The following is a 23027-nucleotide window of genomic DNA, read 5'->3' on the forward strand; positions in this document are numbered from 1 at the left end:
CAGTCAATCCTGCCTTTCCAGCTGGCGTAGCGCGGACAGCTCAGCGGAACTGGGGTCGGGCGTGACGCGCGGCGACGGCGCGACGGCGAGCGGCCACCCGGTCGCCTCGACCGCGCGCGCCGGCTCGACGCCCGGGTGCACCTGGGTCAGCGTGAGCTCGGCGGTCTCCGGGTCGGGCTCCAGCACGCCCAGGTCGGTGATGACGAGCACCGGGCCGCGGCCGGTGAGGCCGAGCTTTGCCCGGTCGCGCGGGCCGCCGCCATAGCCGACCGAGGTGACGAAGTCGACCCGCTCCACGAACGTGCGCGGGCTGTGCTTGACGATCACGATGACCTCGCGGCAGGACGCGGCGATCTCCGGGGCGCCGCCCGCGCCGGGCAGCCGCACGCGCGGGTCACGGTAGTCGTCGCCGATCACCGTCGTGTTGATGTTGCCGTACCGGTCGATCTGCGCGGCACCCAGGAAGCCCACGTCGACGCGACCGGGCTGGAGCCAGTAGTTGAAGATCTCCGGCACCGAGACGACGGCGTCGGCGGTCTCGGCCAGCACGCCGTCGCCGATGGAGAGCGGGAGCGTGGCCGGCTTGGCGCCGATCGTGCCGGACTCGTAGATCAGCACGAGGTTGGGCGCGTGCGTGCGGCGGGCGAGGTTGGCGGCGGTGCTGGGGCGGCCGATGCCCACGAAGCACCGGTCGCCGTCGCGCAGCGCCCGCGCCGCCGCGATCGTCATCATCTCGTCGGCCGACCAGGTCATTTCGCCGGCACCCGATCGAGCACGTGCTCCTTGAGCCACGCGGTGAACGCGTCCCGGTCTCGGCTGATCGCGTCCCAGGCCTGGTAGTAGCCGTTGTCGCGCTCGCTGTATCCCATGGCGTACGACGGGTGGGCGCCGCCGGGCACCTCGGCCACGTAGGTGACCGCCCAGCCCGGCAGGATCACGGCGCCGGGGCGGGGGTCGAGCTCGTCGACGACCTCCTCCACGGTCACCAGCGACTGGCGCGAGGCGAGCACGACCTCCTTGTGTACCCCGGTGATGCCCCACATCTGCACGTTGCCCGCGCGGTCGGCGCGCTGCGCGTGGACGATGCCGACGTCGGGGTTGAGGGCCGGCACGGCGGTCAGCACCTCACCGGTGAACGGGCAGGTGATCGGCTTGATGGTCGCGGTGTGCGCGGGCAGGTCGGTGCCGACGTAGCCGCGCATCACCGCGAACGGCAGCCCGGACGCGCCGGCCACGTACCGATTGGCCATGCCAGCGTGGCTGTGCTCCTCGATCTCGAGGGGAGCCGGCCAGCCGCGCTGCACGGCGTCGCGGAAGCGGTGCAGCGAGCCGACGCCGGGGTTGCCGGCCCAGGAGAAGACGAGCTTGCGCGCGCAGCCGGCGCCGATCATCTGGTCGTAGACGATGTCGGGCGTCATCCGGACCAGCGTGAGGTCGCGGCGCCCCTGCCGGATGATCTCGTGGCCGGCGGCTACGGGGATCAGGTGGGTGAACCCCTCGAGGGCCACGGTCTGCCCGTCGCGCACCAGCTCGGCGATCGCTTCGGGCAGCGAGGCGATGACCCCCATTGAAACCCCAACCTCGTGCGCTTGTAGAACCAAGGTTCGCTATCCGAACGTAACGGCGATGCTCTGGCACTGTCAATCGGGCGCCTAGAGCGACGTTGACGTGAGCGCGGTCACGCCGTACGTTCACGATGAGAACCAACGTTCGTATGTCGCACGCACTTACGGAGGTCCCTTTGCGCCGGTCCTTCGCAGTCTTTTCCGTGGCCACGACGCTTCTCGCCGCCACGGCATGCGGGTCGTCCGACTCCCCGTCGACGCCCAGCGACGAAGGCACCCCCGCCAAGGTCACGGTTGGTGTCATCCCGATCGTCGACGTGGCGCCGATCTATCTCGGCAAGGAAAAAGGCTTCTTCTCCGCCCGCGGCATCGACCTCACGATGGAGAGCGGCCAGGGCGGCGCCGCCATCGTGCCCGGCGTGCTCAGCGGCCAGTTCCAGTTCGGCTTCAGCAACGTGACGTCGCTGATGATCGCCCAGGGCAACCGGGTGCCGGTCAAGGTGGTGGCCAACGGGGTCGCCTCGACCGGCAAGGAGGGCGCCGACTTCGGCGGCGTGACGGTCAAGGGCGACAGCCCGATCAAGTCCGCCAAGGATCTCGCCGGCAAGAAGGTCGCGGTCAACACGCTGAAGAACATCGGCGACACCACCGTCCGCGAGTCCGTGCGCAAGGCGGGCGGCGACCCCAGCACGATCAACTTCGTCGAGATCGGCTTCCCGCAGATGCCGGCCGCGCTGGCGAGTGACCAGGTCGACGCGGCCTGGGTGGTCGAGCCGTCCCTCTCGGTCGTCAAATCGCAGGGCGGTCGCGTCGTCGCGTGGAACTACGTGGACGCCGCGCCCAACCTCACCGTCGCGACTTACTTCACCTCCACCAAGCTGACGCAGGAAAATCCGGACCTGGTCAAGCGGTTCACCGAGGCGATCAACGAGTCGCTGACGTACGCGTCCACGCATGCCGACGAGGTGCGGCAGGTGCTCGGCACGTATACCCAGATCGACCAGAAGACCCGCGACGCGATGACGCTGCCGGTCTGGCCGACCGAGATCAACAAGGCCTCCATCGAGACGCTGGCGACGCTGGGCAAAAACGACGGCGTCTTCGGCGACAAGACGCCCGACCTCACCCAGCTGTTGCCGTGATCCGAAAAGTCGCGCTCGGACTGTCCGGGCTCGCCGGCCTCCTTCTGGTGGTGGAGGTGCTGCCGTACACCGGGGTGGTGTCGTCGGACTTCCTTCCACCCACCCACCGGATCGCGGTGGCGCTGGCCACGGAGCTCGCCGACGGCGCGTTCTGGGGCGCGCTGTGGGACACGCTCGTGGCCTGGGCGATCGGGCTCGCCATCGCGGTGCTCGCCGGCATCGTGGTGGGCTTCGTGATCGGCGCCGTGCCGGTGCTGCGCGCGCTCACCGCGTCGACGATCGAGTTCCTGCGGCCGATCCCGTCGGTCGCGCTGATCCCGCTCGCCGTCCTGCTCTACGGCACGGAGATCCGGTCCACGCTCATGCTCGTCGTGTACGCGTCGTTCTGGCAGGTGCTGATCCAGGTGCTCTACGGCGTGCAGGACGTCGACCCGGTCGCGGACGAGACCGCGCGCAGCTACGGGCTCGGCACGCTGGCCCGCGTGCGGTACGTGCTGTGGCCCACCGCCCTGCCGTACGTGATGACCGGCGTCCGCCTGGCCGCCGCGGTGGCCCTTGTGCTGGCCATCACCGCCGAGCTCGTCATCGGCGCCCCGGGCCTGGGCAGCCGCATCGCGGTCGCACAGTCCTCCAACGCGGTGCCCAACATGTACGCGCTCATCGCCGTCACCGGCCTGCTCGGCGTCGCCATCAACCTCGCCGCCCGCGGCGTCGAGCGGCTGCTGCTGCACTGGCACCAGTCGGTACGCGGGGAAGTGCTCGTATGAAGCGCATCCTCACGAAAGTCGCACTGTGGCTGGCGCTGCCGGTGGTGCTCTTCGCCGTCTGGTGGTTCGCCACCGCGAACAGCCAGAACTTCTACGTGCCGCCGCTCAGCGAGATCCTGCGTACCTTCCCCGAGGTGTGGACCTGGGACCGGATCCGCGCCGACGTGCTGCCCAGCCTGATCCGCCTCGCCGTCGGCTACACGATCGCGGTGCTCGCCGGTGTGTCCCTCGGCGTGCTCGTCGGCAGCAGCCGGCCGGTGCGGGCGGTGCTGGAGCCCGTGCTGGAGTTCTTCCGGGCCATCCCGCCGCCGGTCCTGGTCCCGGTCATCATGCTTTTCGCCGGCATCGGTGACACGATGAAGGTCGTGGTCATCGCGGCCGGCTGCGTGTGGCCGATCCTGCTCAACACCGTCGAGGGCGTGCGGGCCGTCGACAGCGTGCTGGCGGACACGTGCAGGTCGTACGGGATCACCGGCCCGTCCCGCATCGGCCACCTCGTGCTCCGCTCGGCCAGCCCGCAGATCGCGGCCGGCATGCGGCAGGCGCTGTCGATCGGCATCATCCTGATGGTCATCAGCGAGATGTTCGCCGCCAGCAACGGGCTCGGCTTCACCATCGTGCAGTTCCAGCGCAGCTTCGCGATCCCCGACATGTGGAGCGGCATCCTCCTGCTGGGCCTGCTCGGCCTGGCCCTGTCCGTCCTGTTTCGACTCGTGGAGAGCTGGAGCCTGCGCTGGTACCACGGCCAGCGCCGGGCCCAGCGCGGTCCGTCCTGAAGGGACACACGATGCTGCTCGATGTCCGCGGCCTGAAGAAGGTCTACGAGGGCCGCCAGCGCCCGGTCGAGGCGGTACGCGACCTGACCTTCGGCCTCGACGCCGGCGACCTCGTGTGTCTCGTCGGCCCGTCCGGCTGCGGAAAGACCACCCTCCTCAAGTGCATGGCGGGGCTGCTCGCCCCGACCGCCGGCGAGGTGCGGCTGCGGGACAAGCGGGTCACCTCGCCACCGCCGGGTCTGGCCGTGGTCTTCCAGGAGTACGGCCGCAGCCTCTTCCCGTGGATGAGCGTGCGCGACAACGTGGAGCTTCCGTTGCGCAACAAGGGCATGACGCGCCGGCTGCGCCAAGACGTGGTGGGCCGGGCGCTCGCCTCAGTGGGCCTGGCCGACGCCCACCACGCCTACCCGTGGCAGCTCTCCGGCGGCATGCAGCAGCGCGTGGCCATCGCGCGCGCCGTCGCGTACCAGCCGGATGTGCTCCTCATGGACGAGCCGTTCGCGGCCGTCGACGCACAGACCCGCGCGGACCTGGAGGATCTGATCCGGGACCTGTGGCGAAAGCTCGGCATCACCATGCTCTTCGTCACGCACGACATCGACGAGGCGGTCTACCTCGGGCAACGGGTGATCATCCTGTCCTCCTCGCCCACGGTAGTGCGCGAGGTGCTCGACGTCGACCTGCCGGATCGACGCGACCAGCTGACCACGCGGTCAGACAGCCGCTTCACGGAGCTGCGCTCCCACGTGTACGCGCAGATCCAGGCCGCCAAACGAGAGTCCACTGTGGGGAGTCACGATGCTGCTCGACCAACCGACATGGCAAAGCAAGTTCTTCAGTAGCGGCTGGGTTTCCGGCGAGGGTGGCGACCGGGCGGTCGTCGAGCCGGCCACCGGGTCGGAGCTCGGCCGCGTGGGCGTCGCGGGCCCGGCCGACGTGGCCACCGCCGCCCGCGCCGCGGCCGCCGCGCAGGCCGAGTGGGCCGCGCTGCCGCATCCCGCGCGCGCGGCGGTCCTGCGCAAGGCCGGCGACCTGTGGCAGCAGAACGCCGACGAGGTGCGCGACTGGATCGTGCGCGAGACCGGCGCGGTCCCGCCCAAGGGCGACTTCGAGATCGGTGTCGCCACGCAGGAGTGCTACGAGGCGGCCGCGCTGCCTTCCCGCCCGTACGGCGAGCTGCTGCCCAGCCTCGACGGCCGCCTCAGCATGTCGCGGCGGGTGCCGGCCGGCGTGGTCGGCGTGATCTCGCCGTTCAACTTCCCGCTGATCCTGTCGATCCGCTCGGTGGCGCCCGCGCTCGCGCTCGGCAACGCGGTGCTGCTCAAGCCCGACCCCCGCACCGCCGTCAGCGGCGGCCTGCTGCTGGCCGGCATCTTCGCGCAGGCCGGGCTCCCCGACGGCTTGCTGCACGTGCTCCCCGGCGGCCCCGAGCTGGGCGAGGCGATCATCGCCGACCCCCGGGTACGCGTCGTGTCGTTCACCGGCTCCACCCGCGCCGGCCGCCGGGTCGGCCAGGTCGCGGCCGCCAACCTGACCCGGGTACACCTCGAGCTGGGCGGCAACTCCGCGCTCGTGGTGCTCGACGACGCCGACCTCGACCGCGCGATCTCCGCCGGCGCGTTCGGCTCGTTCAACCACCAGGGCCAGATCTGCATGACCACCGGCCGCCACCTGGTGCACGAGTCCGTCTACGAGGAGTACGTGGAGCGCCTCGCCAAGAAGGCCGACGCCCTCGAACTGGGCCCGGTCATCGACGCCGGCCAGCGCGACAAGATCCACGCACTGGTGAGCGGCAGCGTCGAGAAGGGCGCGCGGCTCGCGGCCGGCGGCACGTTCACCGGCCTCTTCTACCGCCCCACGGTGCTGGCCGACGTCACGCCCGAGATGCCCGCGTACGCCGAGGAGGTCTTCGGCCCGGTCGCGCCGGTGGCCCGGTTCGGCAGCCTGGACGAGGCGGCCACGCTCGCGGCCGGCACCGAGTACGGCCTGTCGCTCGGCATCATCACCCGCGACGTGACGAAGGGTCTCGCGCTCGCCGACCGCATCCCGACCGGCATCGTGCACATCAACGACCAGACGGTGAACGACGAGGCGAACGTGCCCTTCGGCGGCGTAGGCGCGTCGGGGACCGGTGCCCGCTTCGGCGGCGCCGCGGCCAACGTCGAGGCGTTCACCGAGACCCGCTGGGTAACCGTCCGTGGTGACGTGCCCCAGTACCCTTTCTGAGATGAGCGGGAGCCGCGAGGCTACGGGTCTCGACCACGACGGCGGACGAGCGCCGAGCGGCGGAGCGGGGTAGGCATGGAGGCGTTCATCGTCGACGGTGTTCGTACACCGTTCGGAAAATATGGCGGGGCGCTGTCGGGTGTGCGGCCGGATGACCTGGCGGCGCATGTCGTTCGGGCGCTGACCGGCAAGCTGCCGTCCGTCGACTGGGCGGCCGTCGACGACGTGGTGCTCGGCTGCGCCAACCAGGCCGGCGAGGACAACCGCAACGTGGCGCGGATGGCCGTGCTGCTCGGCGGGCTGCCCGAGCACGTCTCCGGCTCCACGGTCAACCGCCTCTGTGGGTCCGGCCTCGACGCGGTGGCCACGGCCGCGCGCGCGATCCGGGCCGGCGAGGCGCACCTCGTGGTGGCCGGGGGCGTGGAGAGCATGAGCCGGGCGCCGTTCGTGATGCCGAAGGCGGCGAGCGCGTTCTCCCGTACCGCGGAGATCTTCGACACGACGATCGGCTGGCGGTTCGTCAACAAGCTGATGCGCGACGGCTGGGGCATCGACTCGATGCCCGAGACGGCGGAAAACGTGGCCGCGGAGTTCGACGTCGGCCGGGAGGCGCAGGACGAGTTCGCGCTGCGGTCGCAGGAGCGGGCGGCCAAGGCGCGGGCCCGCCTGGCGCTGGAGATCGCGCCGATCGACGTGCCGGCCGGTCGGGGCGCCACCAAGACCGTCGACGTCGACGAGCCGCCGCGGGAGACGTCGCTGGAAAAGCTGGCCGCGCTGCCCACGCCGTTCCGGGCCGGTGGCACGGTCACGGCGGGCAACGCCTCGCCGGTCAACGACGGCGCGGCGGCACTGCTGCTGGCGAGCGAGGAAGCGGTCGACAAGTACCGGCTGACCCCGCTCGCCCGGGTGACCGGCGCCGCGGCGGCCGGCGTGCCGCCGCGGATCATGGGGATTGGCCCGGTGCCGGCCACCCGCAAGCTGCTCGACCGGCTCGGCCTGGGGCTGGCGGACGTCGATGTGGTCGAGCTCAACGAGGCGTTCGCCGCGCAGGCGGTGGCCGTGCTCCGCGAGCTCGGGCTGCCCGCGGACGCCGAGCACGTCAACCCCAACGGCGGCGCGATCGCTCTCGGTCACCCACTGGGCGCGAGCGGTGCGCGGCTCGCTCTGACGGCGGCGGTCGAGCTGGGACAACGTGGGGCGCGCCGGGCGTTGTGCACCATGTGCATCGGCGTTGGCCAGGGGATCTCTCTGCTGCTGGAGGCGCCCTAGCGGTAGTGTGATCGCGAACTTGTCTCACCCCAAAGGCGGATCATGGAGCAACCGCGCGATCTTTCGTCGGACATCGACATGAGCCGCCCCAGCGCGGCCCGAGTGTACGACTACTTCCTCGGTGGGGCGCACAACTTCGAGGTCGATCGCCAGCTCGCCGAGCAGATCGCCAGCCTCACGCCCAACCTCGCCGACACGATGCGGGCCGGCCGGGCGTTTCTGCGGCGGGCGGTGCGATACATCGCGGCCGAAGGCGTCGACCAGTACCTCGACATCGGCTCGGGCATCCCCACCGTGGGCAACGTGCACGAGGTGGCCCGGGCGGCCAACCCGGCGTCGCGCGTCGTGTACGTCGACGTCGACCCCGTGGCGGTCATGCACAGTCGCTCCATTTTGGAGGGTGACGAGCAGACCGTGGTGCTCGAAGGGGACCTGCGCGACCCGGAGCGGATCCTCGCCGATACCCGAAAGCAAGCCCTGCTCGACTTCGACCGCCCGATCGCGGTGCTGCTCGCGGGTGTCGTGCACTTCCTGCCCGACGCCGACCGTCCGGCCGAGGTGATCGCGAGCCTGCGCGCCGCCGTCGGGCCGGGCAGCTTCCTGGTCATCTCCCACTCGACCTACGAGGACCAGCCGCAGGAGATGCTCGACGCGCAAAAGCTCTCCAAACGCACCGCCACCGAGATCACGCTGCGCTCGCACGCGGAGATCTCGTCCTACTTCGGTGACTTCGCGCTCGTCGACCCCGGGCTCGTGCACCTGCCGCTGTGGCGGCCGGAGTCGCCGGGAGATGTAGACGAGCATCCGGAGCGGTTCGGCGCCTTCGGGGGCGTCGGCCGGGCCGGCTAGGTCGAGGGGCGCCGCCAAGGCTGCGGGAGGGCGACGATCGACCGGGTCAGCAGGGAGGGAGTCGAGCGGTACGCGCACCTGTGGGCGCGTGCCGGGGCGGCGCTCGGCTATGTGCCGATGAGCCCGGACGAGACCGAGCGCATGCTGCACAACCACACGACGCTGCTGGCCGAGGCGCTCGTGACCGAGCCGTTCAGCACCGCGCCCGCGCACACCGTCGGCCGCGCGCTCGTCGACGTGCACTTCACCGCGCCGGAGTTCCTCGATCAGACGCTGCTCACGTTCGGGCGGTGGTTCCTGCGGCTCGTCGTGCCCGAGCACACCGAGAGGTTCGCCGACCGGGCGGTGGCCCTCCAGGCCGCTTTGGCGGCCGGATACGCGCGCGGGCTGCGCGACCGGACGTTCACCCAGCAGGAACGCATCGGCCGCGCGGTCTGGTCGGCGCGCAACCAGATCGAGCAGGACCTGCGGGCCAGCGAGGCGCGCTTCCGGGCGGTCTTCGCGGGCGCGGCCATCGGCATCGGCATCGCCGACATGGACGGGCGGATCATCGACGTCAACCAGGCGTTCGCCGACATGCTCGGCTACACCGTCGAAGAGATGCGCGAGATCAACGTCGCGGAGCTGTTCTACCCGGACGACGGGCCGGGCATGTGGGACATGTACAAGGAGATGATCGAGGGCAAGCGCGACGGCGTCCGGGTGGAAAAGCGCTACTACCGCAAGGACCGCACGATCCTCTGGACCGACCTCGCCGTGTCGCTCATCCGCGACGAGGACGGGCAGCCGCGCTTCACCGTGGCGATGGTCGAGGACATCACCGACCGGTACGAGCTCCAGGAGCGCCTCCGCTTCCAGGCGCTGCACGACCCGCTCACCGGGCTGCCCAACCGCACGCTCTTCTTCGAACGCCTGGCCGCGGTCTTCGACGGAGCGGCGCGCCGGGTCGGCGTCTGCTTCCTCGACCTCGACGGCTTCAAGGCGGTCAACGACAGCCTCGGCCACTACGTGGGCGACGAGCTGCTGGTGGTCGTGGCGCGACGGCTGGCCGCCTCGGTGTCCGCGCGCGGGCACCTCGTGGCGCGGATGGGCGGCGACGAGTTCGTGATCCTGGTCGAGGACTCGGGCGGCACCGACGCGGCCATCGAGGTGGCCGAGGCGGCGCTGGCGGCGGTGGCCGAGCCCGTGAAGATCGACTCGCACCAGCCGCTCTCAGTGACGGCCAGCATCGGCATCGTCGAGCGCGAGGTACACGGCACCAGCCCCACCGAGGTGATGAAGGCGGCCGACACCACGCTCTACTGGGCGAAGGCCGACGGGCGCGGCCGCTGGTCGCTGTTCGACCCGGTGCGCGGCGCACACCAGCTGGCCCGCGCCGCACTCGCCGCCGCACTGCCCGGCGCGCTCGACCGGGGTGAGTTCACTTTGGAATACCAGCCGATCGTGGGCCTGGAGAGCGGGCGGCTGCGCGCGGTCGAGGCGCTCGTGCGGTGGCGCCACCCGGAGCTGGGGATGGTGCCGCCGGACCGGTTCATCGGTCTGGCCGAGGAGACCGGCATGATCGTCCGACTTGGACGGTGGGTGCTGGAGCAGGCGTGCGCGCAGGGCGCGCGGTGGCACCGCGAGTTTCCCGAGGCGCGGCTGGTGGTGAGCGTCAACCTCGCCGTGCGCCAGGCCAACGCGCCCGGCATCGTCGAGGAGGTGGCCGAGGTGCTGGACCGCACCGGGTTCCCGGCCGCCCAGCTCCAGCTGGAGCTCACCGAGAGCGCGGTGATGCCCACCGCCGGTGAGCCGGTGCGGTCGCTGCGCGGGCTGGCCGCGACCGGCGTGCGGATCGCGATCGACGACTTCGGCACGGGCTACTCCAACCTGGCCTACCTGCGCCGGCTGCCGATCCACTCGCTCAAGCTGGCCGGGCCGTTCATCGAAGGGCTGCGCTCGGGCGACCTCGTCGACTCGGCGAGCATGGCCGACGAGCGGATCGTCGACGCGCTGGTGCGGCTGGCGCACGCGCTGGGCCTGACCGTGACGGCGGAGGCGGTGGAGACCGCCCAGCAGGCCGACCTGCTGCGGGCGCTGGACTGCGACACCGGCCAGGGCCTGCTCTTCGGCGGCGCCACATCGGCCGGAGACATCACGGCCAGGTTGCGGTCAACCCGCTGAACAGGCAGATCTGCGTCGGGGGACTGTCGTGATCGCCGGTCGGGTGGAATCATGTCGCGTGGTTTGTCGGTCTCGTGGAGGCGGGGCCGTGACTGGGGGGATCGGGGAAATGAGCGGGGATCAGGGGTCGCGTGCTGCGCCGTTGCGCCAGAGCGACCCGCGAAAGCTGGGGCGGTACGAGCTGGTGGGGCGGCTCGGCGAGGGCGGCATGGGCGTGGTCTACCTCGCCCGCGCGTCCGACGGGCGCCAGGTGGCGATCAAGATGATCCGCGCCGACCTGGAGGTCGACGAGGAGTTCCGCCGCCGCTTCCGCAGTGAGGTCAACAGGGCGCGGCAGGTGCCGCCCTTCTGCACGGCGGAGGTGCTCGACGCCGACCCGGACCACGAGCGCCCGTACCTCGTGGTCGAGTACGTCGACGGGCCCAGCCTCTCCGCCGTGGTCGCGGAGCGGGGACCGCTCAGCCCGGCCAATCTGCACGCGCTGGCGATCGGCATGGCGACCGCGCTCACGGCCATCCATGGCGCCGGCGTCATCCACCGGGATCTCAAGCCCAGCAACGTCTTGCTGGCACCGGGCAGCCCGAAGGTCATCGACTTCGGCATCGCGCGGGCGGTCGAGGCGACGAGCCACCACACCGCGACGAACCAGTGGCTGGGCACCGTGGCGTACATGGCGCCGGAGCGCTTCGGGTCTGACGCCGGCTCGGTCATCACGCCCGCGGCGGACGTCTTCGCCTGGGGCGCCGTCCTGGCCTACGCGGGCACCGGCCACACACCTTTCGCGGCCGACTCGCCGCCGGTGGTCGCCGCCCGCATCCTGACCCAGCCGCCCGACCTGACCGGCCTCGTGCCGCCGCTGCGCGACCTCGTCGAGCGGACGCTCGCCAAAGAGCCGTCCCTCCGCCCCACCTCGCGTGAACTGCTCGACATGCTGCTCGTCGCCGGCCCGGACCGGCCGCCCGCGATGGCCGCCGCGCTGGCACAGCAGCCCGGCCTGCTCGTCGCGGCCGAGGAGGCCCAGGCGGCCACCCACCAGCGGCCGGAGGGGGCACTGACCGCGGCCGCCGTGCCACCGGACCTGGGCACGCTCGCCGCCGGCCCGACCGAGGTGACCCCCTCCAACCAGCCAACCGCCCTTGTCGCGCCCGTTTCGCCCGCTTTGCCGGCGGCTGTGACGCCGGCCGTCGCGGTCCCGGCCGCTCCGGTCCCACCGACCGCCCCGGTCCCGGCCCCACCGCACGCGCCGGCGGGTCGGGGCGGCAGCAAATGGGGCCGTTTCGCGAACGTGGCCATGGCCATCGCGGTGCTCGTCACCTCGCTGACCGTGGCCGGCATCGCCACCGGCAAGCTGCCTTTCGACGGCGGCGGCTCGTCCGGTGCGGCCCCGTCGCCCTCGACCACCGCGCCGCCGACGGCGGCACCGACCACCGGCTCCCCACGGCCCAGCGAGCTGGTCGCACAGGACCCGCTGACCTCGCCCCGGCTGTGGCAGCTGCGCGACGACAAGACCCAGCTCACCACCTGCACCTTCGAGGACGCGCTGGTGATCACCCGCGGCAAGCAGGGCCCCTACCGCTGCCCCGGCCCGATGGACCAGCTCACCGACTTCTCGATGACGGTCGACGTGCGGCTCCGCAGCGAAGGCGCCTGCGCCGCGATGTGGTTCCGCTTCGTGAAGGCGGCCGGCTACATCGTGCGCGTCTGCCCGGAGGGCTTCTACGTCGGCACGCACGGCGTCGACGACGGCACGACCGTGCGGGTGCTGCGCTCGATGGGGTTCACGACGCCGATCGCGCTGGACACCCCGACCCGCGTGGGCGTCTCGATGCAGGGCACGACCATCACCCTGGAACGCGACGGCCAGCAGGTCGGCACCGTGACGGACGAGACGTTCGCCGAGGGACGGGTGGTGCTCGGCATCTACCCCGAAACCCCAAACCACCAGCCACCGTTCACGGTCGCCTTCAACGACGTCGAGGTCCGCGCGTTCCAGGGCTGAGGCGACGCCCACCCGGCGCCGTGGCAGGCCATGCCGACCGGGGAGATGGCTGTGCGCGCGGTTCCCTTTGCTCTGCTTCCCTATAGTGGCCACCTACCCACGGGGCCGTTGAACCGTCGACCGCCGCCTATATAGACCTTTCGGAGTTGGGGTTACGCGCGTGGCGGCGCTCCGGCAGATTTCCCCCGTCCGCGTCAGCTGGAGACCGTATGCTCCCGCGGGCACCGTTCCCGGCCGGCGGCTCGCGGGGCGAGCCGAGATCCCCGGCCGTCCACTGCCAGGTCCGCGGGACAAGCCCCGAAGGGGGCTTCGCGGGGCCTATCTCCGCCGTCCTGACGCGGCGTTACCAGCTCATGGGTCGGGACTTCGAGATCTAGGAGAGTTGGGGTTGAAATAGCGCCTTAACTCTCCGAGATCTGGGATCTCGCGCCGCTCACACCCCCGCGGCGGTTACCGGCGGCGACGAAAATCCGCAGCCTTCCCGGAGCGCCGACCCGGGAGCAGACATTGTGGACGAACAGCGACCGTCGCGGCGGCCCGACGGGGTGAGCGCGACCTGCGGCGGACGGGTGAGGCCGCGGGAGCAGCGGTCTGGACCACGACGGGCATCGCGGTAGCTCACATTCTCGAAATTGGGCTCAAGAAAGGCAGGCACCACGCTGACACCGGAAGGTCTCTAGTCGTCGTCGATCTGTTGGAAGGTGACGGTGGTGGGGGCGTACCCGTCCACCGAGAGCGTGAACACCACTCGGTCGTCGACCGTGTCGGCGTCCTGCGCGCTCATCACGGTGATGAGGCGGTAGTTCCAGTCCGCCGGTGAGAAGTAGACGATGGACGGCGGCGTGGCCCAGACGCCCGTGCCCGAGGACGACATGTGCAGCATCGCCCAGCCCGAGGGCGGATGGCTCAGCCGCACGCTGAACCCTTGGCCGGTGCCCTCCAGGACATCGACGTAGTTGCGGTCGGCGACGACGGCGGGCGCGTCCGGCGTGCTGCATGGCACGCCGTTGACCCGCCAGTCGATTGGCGGATTGTTGGTGCCGTAGTACGACGCGGTGAAGCCGAGGTACGCGGCCTGTCCGGGCTGCACGGGAGATTCCCAGGTCGCGCTGCGAGCGGTGACCGACTGGCCGGCCTGGCTCCAGGTCTGGTGCCACAGGCCCGTGACGGTTTGGTTGCCGGTGAACCGGAAGTCGACGGTGTACCCGTTCCACGGCTGGTCGCCGGTGTTCCGGAGTTGGACGGAGGCGAGGAAGCCGGGGGTAGGCCAGGGTTGCATGGTGTAGGTGACCTCACAACCGGCCGCCGCGTGTGCCGCGGTGGCGGGCGCGACCACGGCAAGTGCCCCGGCGAGCGCCGCGATCAAAGCACGGCACCCAAGCTCTAGATACATGTAAATGAATGTATGTCCGTGTGGTTGCCTCTCACCAGGTGTGTAGGGAGGAAGCGGAAAGGCGCCTTACGGGAAGTTCGGCCAAGAGATGTCAATGTGGGCTTTGTCGCGGCTCAGTTGGTCAGCTGCCGCGGACGCGGGTGTTGGCGGGGTCGAAGAGGGGCTCGTCGCGGACCTCGGCGCTTTGCCAGGAGCCGAATACGCCGACCTCGACCTTCGCGCCGATCTCCACTGTGGACGGCAGGTACGCGTACGCGATGGAGGCGCCGACGCGGTAGCCGTAGCCGCCGGAGGTGACGCGGCCACAGGGGCGGCCGTCGACGCGGACCGGCTCGGTGCCGAGGCAGACCGTGCGCGGGTCGTCGAGCACAAGGCAGCGCAGCCGGCGCTCCGGTCCGCCGGCCGCGCGGGCCGCCAGCAGGGCGTCGCGGCCGAGGAAGTCGGTCTCGATCCGGACGGCGAACGAGAGGCCGGCCTCGTCCGGTGTGGTCTCCGGCGTGATGTCGGAGCCCCAGACGCGGTATCCCTTCTCCAGCCGCATCGCGTCGATCGCCCGGTAGCCGGCCGGTGCCAGGCCGGACGGGGCGCCGGTGGACAGCAGCAGGTCCCACAGCGTCAGCGTGTAGTCGGTCGGCGCGTAGAGTTCCCACCCGTACTCGCCGACGAACGTGACCCGCTGGGCCAGCACCGGCACCGGGCCCACGGTCAGGTGGCGGGCGCGCATGAAGCGGAAGTCGAGCGCCTCGTCGACCAGCGGCTGGAGGACGTCGCGGGCGGCCGGGCCCCACAGGCACAGGCAGCCGTACGCGGCGGTGACGTCGTCGACGGTGACGCCCTCGGGCGCGTGGCGGCGCAGCCAGGCCAGGTCGCGCACGCCCGAGGCGGTGCTGGTCACGACCCGGAAGTGTGCCTCGCCGAGCCGGGTGACGGTGAGGTCGGCCTCGATGCCGGCGCGGGCGTTGAGGAGCTGGGTGTAGACCACCGTCCCCACCGGACGGTCCACATCGGCCGCGCACATCCGCTGGAGGAAGGAGACCGGACCGCGCACGTCGAGCTTCGCGAAGGACGACTGGTCGAAGAGGCCGGCCGCCTCCGTCGTGGCGCGGCACTCCGCCTCGATGGCCGGTGACCAGACCTGCCCGGCCCAGCCGGCGGGGCGCGGCGCCGAGGGCACGAAGCCGGGGGGTGAGCCGAACCAGTTGACCCGCTCCCAGCCGGCCTTCTCGCCCAGCGCCGCGCCGAGCGGCTCGAGGCGGGGCCAGGTGGCGGAGCGGCGCAGGGGACGGCCGGCGGACCACTCCGTGTACGGGTAGACGACGTCGTAGTAGCGGGAGTACGCGTCGAGCGCCTTGGCGGTGGCCCACGAGCGGCTCGCGGCGTGCGCGCCGAAGCGGCGGATATCCATATGGGACACGTCGAATTCCGGCTGGCCGTCCACAATCCACTCCGCCAGCACCTTGCCGACGCCGCCGGCCGCCGCGAGGCCGTGCACGCAGAAGCCCGCCGCCACCCAGAAGCCGCGCACCGAGGTCTCGCCGAGCAGGAACTCGCCGTCCGGCGTGAACGCCTCCGGCCCGTGCACCACCCGGGCGATCTCGGCCGTGCGGAGCGCCGGCACGCGGCGGCGGGCGTTGCCCCACGACTCCCCGAACTTCGCCAGGTCCGGCGGGAAGAGGGTGCGGGCGGTCGAGAGCGGCGCCTCGCCGGCCGCCGGCCAGCACACGTCGGGCGTGCGGATGTAGCCGCCGACCAGCAGCCCGTCGCCCTCGCCGCGAAAGTAGACGATGTGGTCGGGATCGCGCACGGTGGGGATGCCGGGCACGTCCGGGGCGTCCAATGGGGACGACACCACGTACTGGTGCTTGATCGGCACGATCGGGATCGCGACCCCGGCGAGGCGCCCCACGTGGCCGGCCGCCGCGCCGGCCGCGTCGACCACCACCTCGGTGGCGACGCGACCCTGGTCGGTCAGCACCGCCCGCACCCGGCCGCGCTCGACCTCGACGCCGGTGACCCTCACCCCGGTGTGGAACTCGACGCCGAGCTGGTGCGCGCCGGCGGCGAGCGCGGCGGCGAGCGGCTCGGGCCGCAGGTAGCCGTCGCCGGGCAGCCAGCCGGCCGACCGCACGTCGGAGACGTCGAGCATGGGCAGGAGCGAGCGGGTCTCGGCGGGGGAGAGCAGCTCCATCTCCAGCCCGTACGTGGTGGCGGCGCTGACCTGGCGCAGCAGCTCCTCCTCGCGCTCCACCGTGGTGGCCAGCCGCAGCCCGCCGACGCCCCGCCAGCCGGGGTCGAGCCCGGTGCGCTCGCGCAGCTCGGCGTAGAGCGACGAGGAGTACATGATCATGCGGGTCTGGCTGATGGTGGAGCGGAGCTGGCCGACGAAACCGGCCGAGTGCCACGTGGTGCCCTCGGTCAGCTCGTGCTGCTCCAGCACCACCACGTCGGTCCAGCCGAGCCGGGCCAGGTGGTACGCGACGCTGCATCCGGCCACCCCGCCACCGACCACGACGACCCGCGCATCAGTCCGCACACGTGAGTCGTATCACCTAATTGGTCAGACCAAAAGAGCTGAGCGGCCACTCAAAACGTAACCTGGCGTGTATTGACGCTTCTCATCCCACGGGCTGAAACTCAGCCATGGGTGCACGGACGGTCCATGTCGAAGACGTGCTGGGGCGCGTCGCGATGTGGTCTGGCCAGCCGGTCACCCACAGGCCGCTGACGGGCGGCCTTTCGCACCACATTTGGCGGGTCGACGTGAGGGGCCGCAGCTACGTGCTGCGCGTGCTCGAGCCCGCGGTCTCCGCGGCGGGGTTGGGGGTGCCCCCGCCGTTGGAGATCGAAAATACCCGGTTGGCGGCGGAGTCGGGCGCCGGCGCACGGGTCTACGAGGTGCTCCCCGACCTGCCCGCACTGGTGCTCGAGTTTCTGCCGGGGCGCACGCTCGACCCGGCGTCGGTGCGGGAGCCGGCCTCGATCCCCCGCATCGCGTCCGCCTGCAAGCGGCTGCACGCCGGGCCTCGCTTCGGCAACGAGTTCGACATCATCGGCAAGCTCTACGAACTGCTGGACGTGTGCCGCCACCACGACCTGCCGCTGCCCGACGGCTACCTCGAGCGGCTGTCCACGGTGGAGCACGTGCGCGCGGCGCTCGGTGTCATCCCGATGCCGACCGTGCCCTGCCACAACGACCTGCTGGCGGAAAACTTCATCGACGTGGCCGGCGCCATCCGGATCGTCGACTACCAGCTGTCCGGAAACAACGACCCGACCTTCGAGTTGGGCGACATCGCGGCCGAGGCCGACTTCGACCCGGACCAGGTGGCGGACCTCACCGCCGCCTACTTCGGCGCCGAGACCACGCCCGCGCTGGTCGCCCGGGTACGGCTGAACCTCCTGCTCTCCAACGTCACCTGGACGTTGTGGTTCACCGTGCATCACGGCCTGCTGCGCGATCCGGAGTCCACATTCGACTACTGGGCCGAGGCGGCCGACAAGTGGGGCCAGGCCTGCCGGGACATGGATGCACCGGACCTGGGCCGGCTCCTGCGGGCGGCCGCCGGCCGCACGTCCTCCCTCCATCCGTAGACAAGGGAGACCCTTATGGCAACCACCGTGCCGGCGACGGCCGAGCACCCCATGGACGACGACGCCCATCGCCTCGCCGAACTCGGTTACAAGCAGGAGCTGCGTCGCAAGTGGAGTGGCTTCTCCAACTTCGCCATCTCGTTCTCCATCATCTCGATCCTGGCCGGCTGCTTCACGACGTTCGGCCAGGCGTGGAACAACGGCGGCCCGATCGCGATCAGCTGGGGCTGGCCGCTCATCTCGATCTTCATCCTGATCATCGGCTTCTGCATGTCCGAGCTCGTGTCGGCGTACCCGACGGCGGGCGGCATCTACTGGTGGGCCTCGAAGATGGGCAAGCCGGTGCACGGCTGGTTTACCGGGTGGCTCAACCTCATCGGCCTCGTCGCCGTGACCGCGTCGGTCGACTACGGCTGCGCGACGTTCCTCAACCTGACCCTCTCGGCGCTCTTCGAGGGCTGGGCCGGCACGCTCAACCAGGCGTTCCTGCTCTTCGTGATCATCCTGACGCTGCACGGGATCATCAACATCTTCGGCCACCAGATCATCGACATCCTCCAGAACGTCTCGGTGTGGTGGCACGTGGTCGGCGCGGCCGCGGTCGTGCTGATCCTCGTCTTCGTGCCGGACAACCACCAGAGCATGCAGTTCGTCTTCACCGAGAAGTTCAACAACTCGGGCTTCGCCGGTGGCGACAACAACGGGCTGACGTTCTGGTTCTACATCCTGCCGCTGGGCTTCCTGCTCACCCAGTACACGATCACCGGCTTCGACGCCTGCGCGCACGTCTCCGAGGAGACCAGGGGCGCGTCGACGGCGGCCGCGAAGGGGCTGTGGCGGTCCATCTTCTACTCCGCGATCGGCGGCTGGATCCTGCTGCTGTCGTTCCTCTTCGCGGCGACCAACGTGGACGCGGTCAACGAGGCGGGCGGCTTCTCCGGCGCCATCTTCGAGAGCGCGCTCACGCCGTTCTTCTTCAAGGCCGTCATCATCATCTCCACCATCGGGCAGTTCTTCTGCGGCATGAGCTGCGTGACGAGCATGTCCCGGATGACGTACGCGTTCAGCCGCGACCGCGCGATCCCCGGCTGGCGGATGTGGTCCAAGGTGGACCGCAACGGCACGCCGGTCAACGCCATCATCGGCGCCACCGTCGCGGGCCTGATCCTCACCCTCCCGGCGCTGTACCAGAGTCCGGCCGGCATCCCGGTCGCGTTCTACGCTGTCGTCTCGGTGGCGGTCATCGGCCTGTACCTGGCGTTCCTCATCCCGATCGCGCTGCGGCTGCGGATGGGCGACCGCTTCGTGCCCGGCCCGTGGACGCTGGGCCGCAAGTACAAGGTGCTCGGCTGGATCGCGGTCATCGAGATCGCGGTGATCTCGCTGTACTTCATCATGCCGATCGTCCCCGCGGGCGTGCCCGGCAACGACGACTTCAGCTGGTCGTCGGTCAACTACGCGCCCATCGCGGTCGGCGGCCTGCTGCTCCTCGTGGCGGTGTGGTGGTACGCCTCGGCCCGCAAGTGGTTCACCGGTCCGCGCCGTACTATCGACGAGCCGGAGGTCTCCGCGGATCAGCCGGCCTAGCGCTAGGGGTGATCGATGCCGAGCGACGGGGTCGCCGCGCTGACCGGACAGGAGTCCAGCAGCCGGAGCATGCCCCTGTGGCGACCCGTGCGCGGCGGCAACGCGTTCGAGATCACGGTGTCCCGGCTGGCCCAGGCGATCAAGCTCGGGATGGTGGCCGAGGGAGAGCGGCTGCCGGCCGAGCGCGAGCTCGCCGAAAAGCTCCAGGTCAGCCGGGTCACGCTGCGCGAGGCCATCCGGGCCTTGCGGGAGGCGGGCTATCTCGAGTCGCGCCGGGGCCGCACCGGCGGCACGTTCGTGGTCTCGCGAGCGGGGCGGCCACCCGTCCCGCCGCGGGGCTCTGCGGGTCGGCTCGCTCCGCTCGCGTCGGCCCCGGATGCCGGCTCGATCCGGACGGGGCGCTCGGCGTCCAACTCCGGGTCCAGCCCGCCCCGTGGTCGGCCCGGCCGAAAGTCGGTGGCGGCGGCCGCCGTCACCCCGCTGGCCCGGCGTGGCACGGCGGCCGACCTGGCCCGGGAGATGGGCGACACCCTGCACGACGCGCTCGACTTCCGGCGGGTGGTGGAGCCGGGCGCGGCTGGGCTGGCCGCCAGCCGGGCGCTCGCGGCGGCCGACCGCCAGCACCTGGTGGCCTGCCTCACCGCGTCCCGCGACCGCGACCCGGCCACGCGGCGGGTGGCCGACTCGCGGCTGCACCTGGCTATCGCGGCGGCGAGCGGCAGCCCGTCGCTGACGGCGGCGGTCGCCGACGTGCAGCTCACGCTCGACCGGCTGCTGGCCGCGATCCCGGTCATCAAGCGAAACCTGGACCACTCGGACGATCAGCACACCCGGGTCGTCGACGCGATCCTCGCCGGCGACCCGGCCGCGGCCCGCTCGCTGATGGAGGAGCACTGCGACGGCACCGCGGAGCTGTTGCTCGGACTCTTGACCTGATATTGGTATAGCAATAGACCTTTTCCGGAGGCGCTCTCATGACGGCAGGCAGGCCGGCACTCTCGCTGGAAGAGCTGCGCGTGGCGGTCGACGCCGGTCAGATCGACACGGTGGTGCTCGCGCTCACCGACATGCAGGGGCGCCTGCAAGGCAAGCGGTTCCACGCCCGCTACTTCCTCGACGAGGTGGTCACGCACGGCAGCGAGGGGTGTAACTACCTGCTCGCCGTCGACGTCGACATGAACACAGTGGACGGATACGCGATGTCGTCCTGGGAGCGTGGCTACGGCGACTTCGCGATGGCGCCGGACCTTTCCACGCTCCGCCGGGTGCCCTGGCAGCCCGGCACCGCGATGCTGCTGGCCGACCTTCACTGGCTCGACGGCTCCGGCGACGTCGTGGCCTCGCCGCGGCAGATCCTGCGCCGCCAGCTCGATCGCCTCGCCGCGCACGGGCTGACCGCGTACGCCGGCACCGAGCTCGAGTTCGTGCTCTACCGCGACTCCTACGAGGAGGCGCAGCGCCGCGGCTACCGCGACCTCAACCCGGCCAACCTCTACAACATCGACTACTCGCTGCTCGGCACCGCCCGGGTCGAGCCGCTGCTGCGCCGCATCCGCAACGAGATGCACGGGGCCGGGCTGGTGCCGGAGAGTGCCAAGGGCGAGTGCAACCTCGGTCAGCACGAGATCGCGTTCCGGTACGCGGACGCGCTCACCTGTGCCGACCACCACGTGATCTACAAGAACGGGTCGAAGGAGATCGCGGCGCAGGAGGGTATGTCGATCACCTTCATGGCCAAGCCCAACCAGCGCGAGGGCAACTCCTGCCACATCCACTTCTCGCTGCGTACGCCCGCGGGCGGCGCGGCGATGGTCGGCGACGGGCCCGGGCATCTCTCCGAGACCGGGCAGCGGACGCTCGCCGGCCTGCTCGCCACGATGCGCGAGCTGAGCCTCTTCTACGCCCCCAACATCAACTCGTACAAGCGCTACCAGCCCGGCTCGTTCGCCCCGACGGCCGTGCGCTGGGGCACCGACAACCGCACCTGCGCGCTGCGGCTGGTCGGCCACGGCGGCCACTCGCTGCGGGTGGAAAACCGGGTGCCGGGCGCGGACGTCAACCCGTACCTGGCGATCGCCGCGCTCGTGGCCGGGGCGCTGTATGGCCTCGAAAACGAGCTCGACCTCGAAGAGGCGTACGGCGGTAACGCATACGAGGACGCCGCCGCACCCCGGGTGCCGTCCTCACTGCGCGACGCGGTCGGTCTGTGGGAGACTTCCGCGGTCGCGCGCGCGGCGTTCGGGGACGACGTGGTCGCCCACTACGCCAACAACGCGCGCGTCGAGTTGGCCGCTTTCGACGCCGCTGTGACCGACTGGGAGCTGCACCGGGGGTTCGAACGGCTGTGACGACGACAGATGTGCTCAACCCGGCGACCGGGCGGGTCGTGGCGACGGTCCCGTCGTCATCGACCCAGGAGACCGACGCCGCCATCGAGCGCTCGAGGGGGGCGTTCGATTCCTGGCGCCAGGTCTCGCCCGGCGACCGGGCCCGGCTGCTGCGGCGCTTCGCCGCGGTGGTCGACGCGCATCTGGAGGAGCTGGCCCGGCTGGAGGTCACCAGCGCCGGCCACACGATCGGCAACGCCCGCTGGGAGGCGGGCAACGTCCGCGACGTGCTCGACTACTACGCGGGCGCGCCGGAGCGGCTGACCGGGCGCCAGATCCCGGTGCCCGGCGGGCTCGACGTGACGTTTCACGAGCCGCTCGGCGTCGTCGCGGTGATCGTCCCGTGGAACTTTCCGATGCCGATCGCCGGCTGGGGCTTCGCGCCCGCGCTGGCCGCCGGCAACACGGTGGTGCTCAAGCCGGCCGAGCTGACCCCGTTGACCGCGATGAGACTCGGCGAGCTGGCCCTGGAGGCTGGCCTGCCGGAGGGCGTCTTCACGGTCGTACCGGGGAAAGGGTCGGTCGTGGGGGAGCGGTTCGTGACCCATCCCGCGGTGCGCAAGGTGTGTTTCACCGGGTCCACCGAGGTGGGCAAGCGGATCATGGCGGGCTGCGCGGAGCAGGTCAAGCGGGTGACGCTGGAGCTCGGCGGCAAGAGCGCCAACGTCGTCTTCGCGGACGCCGACCTCGCCGCGGCGGCCGCCGCCGCCCCGGCCGCGGTCTTCGACAACGCCGGCCAGGACTGCTGCGCGCGCTCCCGGATCCTCGTCCAGCGTTCGGCGTACGACGAGTTCCTGGCGCTGCTGGAGCCGGCGGTGCGGGCCTTCCGGGTGGCAGACCCGGCGCTGGAGACCGCGCAGATGGGCCCGCTCATCTCGGCTGGGCAGCGAGCCACCGTATCCTCCTATGTAGACGGTGCGAAGGTCGCGTTCACCGGCTCCGCACCCGGCGGGGACGGTTTCTGGTACGCGCCGACCGTGCTGCTCGCCGACTCGCCGGCCGAGCGCCACTGGCGGGAAGAGATCTTCGGGCCGGTCGTGTCGGTGCTGCCCTTCGACGACGAGGCCGACGCGATCCGGCTCGCCAACGACACCGAGTACGGCCTGTCCGGCTCGATCTGGACCCGCGACGTGGGGCGGGCCATCCGGGTGGCGCGCGGCGTGGAGTCGGGCAACCTGAGCGTCAACTCCAACTCCTCGGTGCGCTACTGGACCCCGTTCGGCGGCATGAAGCAGTCCGGGCTCGGCCGCGAGCTCGGCCCCGACGCGCTGCACGCCTTCACCGATGTCAAGAACGTGTTCATCGCAGCGTAA

18 protein-coding genes are annotated in these 23027 nt (G+C 71.1%); 14 read left to right on the forward strand and 4 right to left on the reverse strand.

Translation table 11 applies throughout. From position 1 onward, the window contains the following. Positions 1-3: 3 nt before the first annotated feature. Positions 4-753 carry a CoA-transferase subunit beta gene (locus ACTMTJ_RS07245; RefSeq protein ID WP_441215323.1) on the reverse strand — a complete coding sequence of 250 codons (750 nt, stop codon included), beginning with the start codon at positions 751-753 and terminating at the stop codon, positions 4-6. Beyond that, positions 750-1568 (reverse strand): CoA transferase subunit A, encoded by an 819-nt coding sequence (locus ACTMTJ_RS07250; RefSeq protein WP_441215324.1) that lies wholly within the window; start codon positions 1566-1568, stop codon positions 750-752. Before ACTMTJ_RS07250 ends, ACTMTJ_RS07245 begins: the two co-directional genes overlap by 4 nt. A gap of 200 nt (positions 1569-1768) precedes the next feature. On the opposite strand from ACTMTJ_RS07250, the gene ACTMTJ_RS07255 reads away from it, so the two are divergent. From ACTMTJ_RS07255 to ACTMTJ_RS07295, 9 genes are all read left to right on the forward strand, one after another. Then, a complete protein-coding gene (locus ACTMTJ_RS07255; protein ID WP_441215325.1) occupies positions 1769-2707 on the forward strand; it encodes an ABC transporter substrate-binding protein in 939 nt (312 codons plus the stop codon). After that, on the forward strand, positions 2704-3474 hold the full coding sequence (locus ACTMTJ_RS07260) for an ABC transporter permease (RefSeq protein WP_441215326.1): 771 nt from the start codon (positions 2704-2706) through the stop codon (positions 3472-3474). Before ACTMTJ_RS07255 ends, ACTMTJ_RS07260 begins: the two co-directional genes overlap by 4 nt. Beyond that, the gene (locus ACTMTJ_RS07265) at positions 3471-4250 is read left to right on the forward strand and encodes an ABC transporter permease (protein ID WP_441215327.1); all 780 of its coding nucleotides are present in this window, start codon (positions 3471-3473) and stop codon (positions 4248-4250) included. The genes ACTMTJ_RS07260 and ACTMTJ_RS07265 overlap by 4 nt, the downstream gene beginning before the upstream one ends. Before the next feature lie 11 nt (positions 4251-4261). After that, on the forward strand, positions 4262-5092 hold the full coding sequence (locus ACTMTJ_RS07270) for an ABC transporter ATP-binding protein (protein ID WP_441215328.1): 831 nt from the start codon (positions 4262-4264) through the stop codon (positions 5090-5092). Next, a complete protein-coding gene (locus ACTMTJ_RS07275; RefSeq protein ID WP_441215329.1) occupies positions 5049-6476 on the forward strand; it encodes a benzaldehyde dehydrogenase in 1428 nt (475 codons plus the stop codon). Before ACTMTJ_RS07270 ends, ACTMTJ_RS07275 begins: the two co-directional genes overlap by 44 nt. 75 nt (positions 6477-6551) lie before the next feature. Then, the gene (gene pcaF, locus ACTMTJ_RS07280; protein ID WP_441215330.1) at positions 6552-7745 is read left to right on the forward strand and encodes a 3-oxoadipyl-CoA thiolase; all 1194 of its coding nucleotides are present in this window, start codon (positions 6552-6554) and stop codon (positions 7743-7745) included. A 42-nt stretch (positions 7746-7787) separates the two neighbouring features. Beyond that, positions 7788-8594, forward strand: coding sequence for an SAM-dependent methyltransferase (locus ACTMTJ_RS07285; RefSeq protein WP_441215331.1), 807 nt, complete (start codon positions 7788-7790; stop codon positions 8592-8594). A 36-nt stretch (positions 8595-8630) separates the two neighbouring features. Further along, positions 8631-10757: a putative bifunctional diguanylate cyclase/phosphodiesterase gene (locus tag ACTMTJ_RS07290; RefSeq protein ID WP_441215424.1), complete on the forward strand. Its 2127-nt coding sequence runs from the start codon at positions 8631-8633 to the stop codon at positions 10755-10757. Between the two features lie 109 nt (positions 10758-10866). Next, on the forward strand, positions 10867-12756 hold the full coding sequence (locus ACTMTJ_RS07295) for a serine/threonine protein kinase (RefSeq protein WP_441215332.1): 1890 nt from the start codon (positions 10867-10869) through the stop codon (positions 12754-12756). A 676-nt stretch (positions 12757-13432) separates the two neighbouring features. On the opposite strand, the gene ACTMTJ_RS07300 is transcribed toward ACTMTJ_RS07295, so the two are convergent. Next, a complete protein-coding gene (locus ACTMTJ_RS07300) occupies positions 13433-14149 on the reverse strand; it encodes a cellulose binding domain-containing protein (RefSeq protein WP_441215333.1) in 717 nt (238 codons plus the stop codon). Between the two features lie 121 nt (positions 14150-14270). After that, positions 14271-16682: a GcvT family protein gene (locus ACTMTJ_RS07305; protein ID WP_441215334.1), complete on the reverse strand. Its 2412-nt coding sequence runs from the start codon at positions 16680-16682 to the stop codon at positions 14271-14273. Between the two features lie 107 nt (positions 16683-16789). On the opposite strand from ACTMTJ_RS07305, the gene ACTMTJ_RS07310 reads away from it, so the two are divergent. Genes ACTMTJ_RS07310 through ACTMTJ_RS07330 form a run of 5 tightly spaced genes read left to right on the forward strand, consistent with a single transcriptional unit; the run spans position 16790 to position 23027 of the window. Beyond that, a complete protein-coding gene (locus ACTMTJ_RS07310) occupies positions 16790-17740 on the forward strand; it encodes a choline/ethanolamine kinase family protein (RefSeq protein WP_441215335.1) in 951 nt (316 codons plus the stop codon). A 15-nt stretch (positions 17741-17755) separates the two neighbouring features. Then, a complete protein-coding gene (locus tag ACTMTJ_RS07315) occupies positions 17756-19327 on the forward strand; it encodes an amino acid permease (protein WP_441215336.1) in 1572 nt (523 codons plus the stop codon). Positions 19328-19342: 15 nt separating this feature from the next. Then, positions 19343-20263 (forward strand): FadR/GntR family transcriptional regulator, encoded by a 921-nt coding sequence (locus tag ACTMTJ_RS07320; protein ID WP_441215337.1) that lies wholly within the window; start codon positions 19343-19345, stop codon positions 20261-20263. A gap of 38 nt (positions 20264-20301) precedes the next feature. Continuing rightward, on the forward strand, positions 20302-21675 hold the full coding sequence (locus tag ACTMTJ_RS07325; RefSeq protein ID WP_441215338.1) for a glutamine synthetase family protein: 1374 nt from the start codon (positions 20302-20304) through the stop codon (positions 21673-21675). After that, positions 21672-23027 carry an aldehyde dehydrogenase family protein gene (locus ACTMTJ_RS07330; protein WP_441215339.1) on the forward strand — a complete coding sequence of 452 codons (1356 nt, stop codon included), beginning with the start codon at positions 21672-21674 and terminating at the stop codon, positions 23025-23027. The genes ACTMTJ_RS07325 and ACTMTJ_RS07330 overlap by 4 nt, the downstream gene beginning before the upstream one ends.

The organism is Phytohabitans sp. LJ34, from assembly GCF_052068095.1.
Classification (GTDB): Bacteria; Actinomycetota; Actinomycetes; order Mycobacteriales; family Micromonosporaceae; genus Phytohabitans.

Coding starts and splice junctions, on each gene's coding strand:
- ACTMTJ_RS07245 (WP_441215323.1), bottom strand. CDS start 753: ATGACCTGGTCGGCCGACGAGATGATGACGATCGCGGCGGCGCGGGCG.
- ACTMTJ_RS07250 (WP_441215324.1), bottom strand. CDS start 1,568: ATGGGGGTCATCGCCTCGCTGCCCGAAGCGATCGCCGAGCTGGTGCGC.
- ACTMTJ_RS07265 (WP_441215327.1), top strand. CDS start 3,471: ATGAAGCGCATCCTCACGAAAGTCGCACTGTGGCTGGCGCTGCCGGTG.
- ACTMTJ_RS07270 (WP_441215328.1), top strand. CDS start 4,262: ATGCTGCTCGATGTCCGCGGCCTGAAGAAGGTCTACGAGGGCCGCCAG.
- ACTMTJ_RS07275 (WP_441215329.1), top strand. CDS start 5,049: ATGCTGCTCGACCAACCGACATGGCAAAGCAAGTTCTTCAGTAGCGGC.
- pcaF (WP_441215330.1), top strand. CDS start 6,552: ATGGAGGCGTTCATCGTCGACGGTGTTCGTACACCGTTCGGAAAATAT.
- ACTMTJ_RS07285 (WP_441215331.1), top strand. CDS start 7,788: ATGGAGCAACCGCGCGATCTTTCGTCGGACATCGACATGAGCCGCCCC.
- ACTMTJ_RS07295 (WP_441215332.1), top strand. CDS start 10,867: ATGAGCGGGGATCAGGGGTCGCGTGCTGCGCCGTTGCGCCAGAGCGAC.
- ACTMTJ_RS07300 (WP_441215333.1), bottom strand. CDS start 14,149: ATGTATCTAGAGCTTGGGTGCCGTGCTTTGATCGCGGCGCTCGCCGGG.
- ACTMTJ_RS07310 (WP_441215335.1), top strand. CDS start 16,790: ATGGGTGCACGGACGGTCCATGTCGAAGACGTGCTGGGGCGCGTCGCG.
- ACTMTJ_RS07315 (WP_441215336.1), top strand. CDS start 17,756: ATGGCAACCACCGTGCCGGCGACGGCCGAGCACCCCATGGACGACGAC.
- ACTMTJ_RS07320 (WP_441215337.1), top strand. CDS start 19,343: ATGCCGAGCGACGGGGTCGCCGCGCTGACCGGACAGGAGTCCAGCAGC.
- ACTMTJ_RS07325 (WP_441215338.1), top strand. CDS start 20,302: ATGACGGCAGGCAGGCCGGCACTCTCGCTGGAAGAGCTGCGCGTGGCG.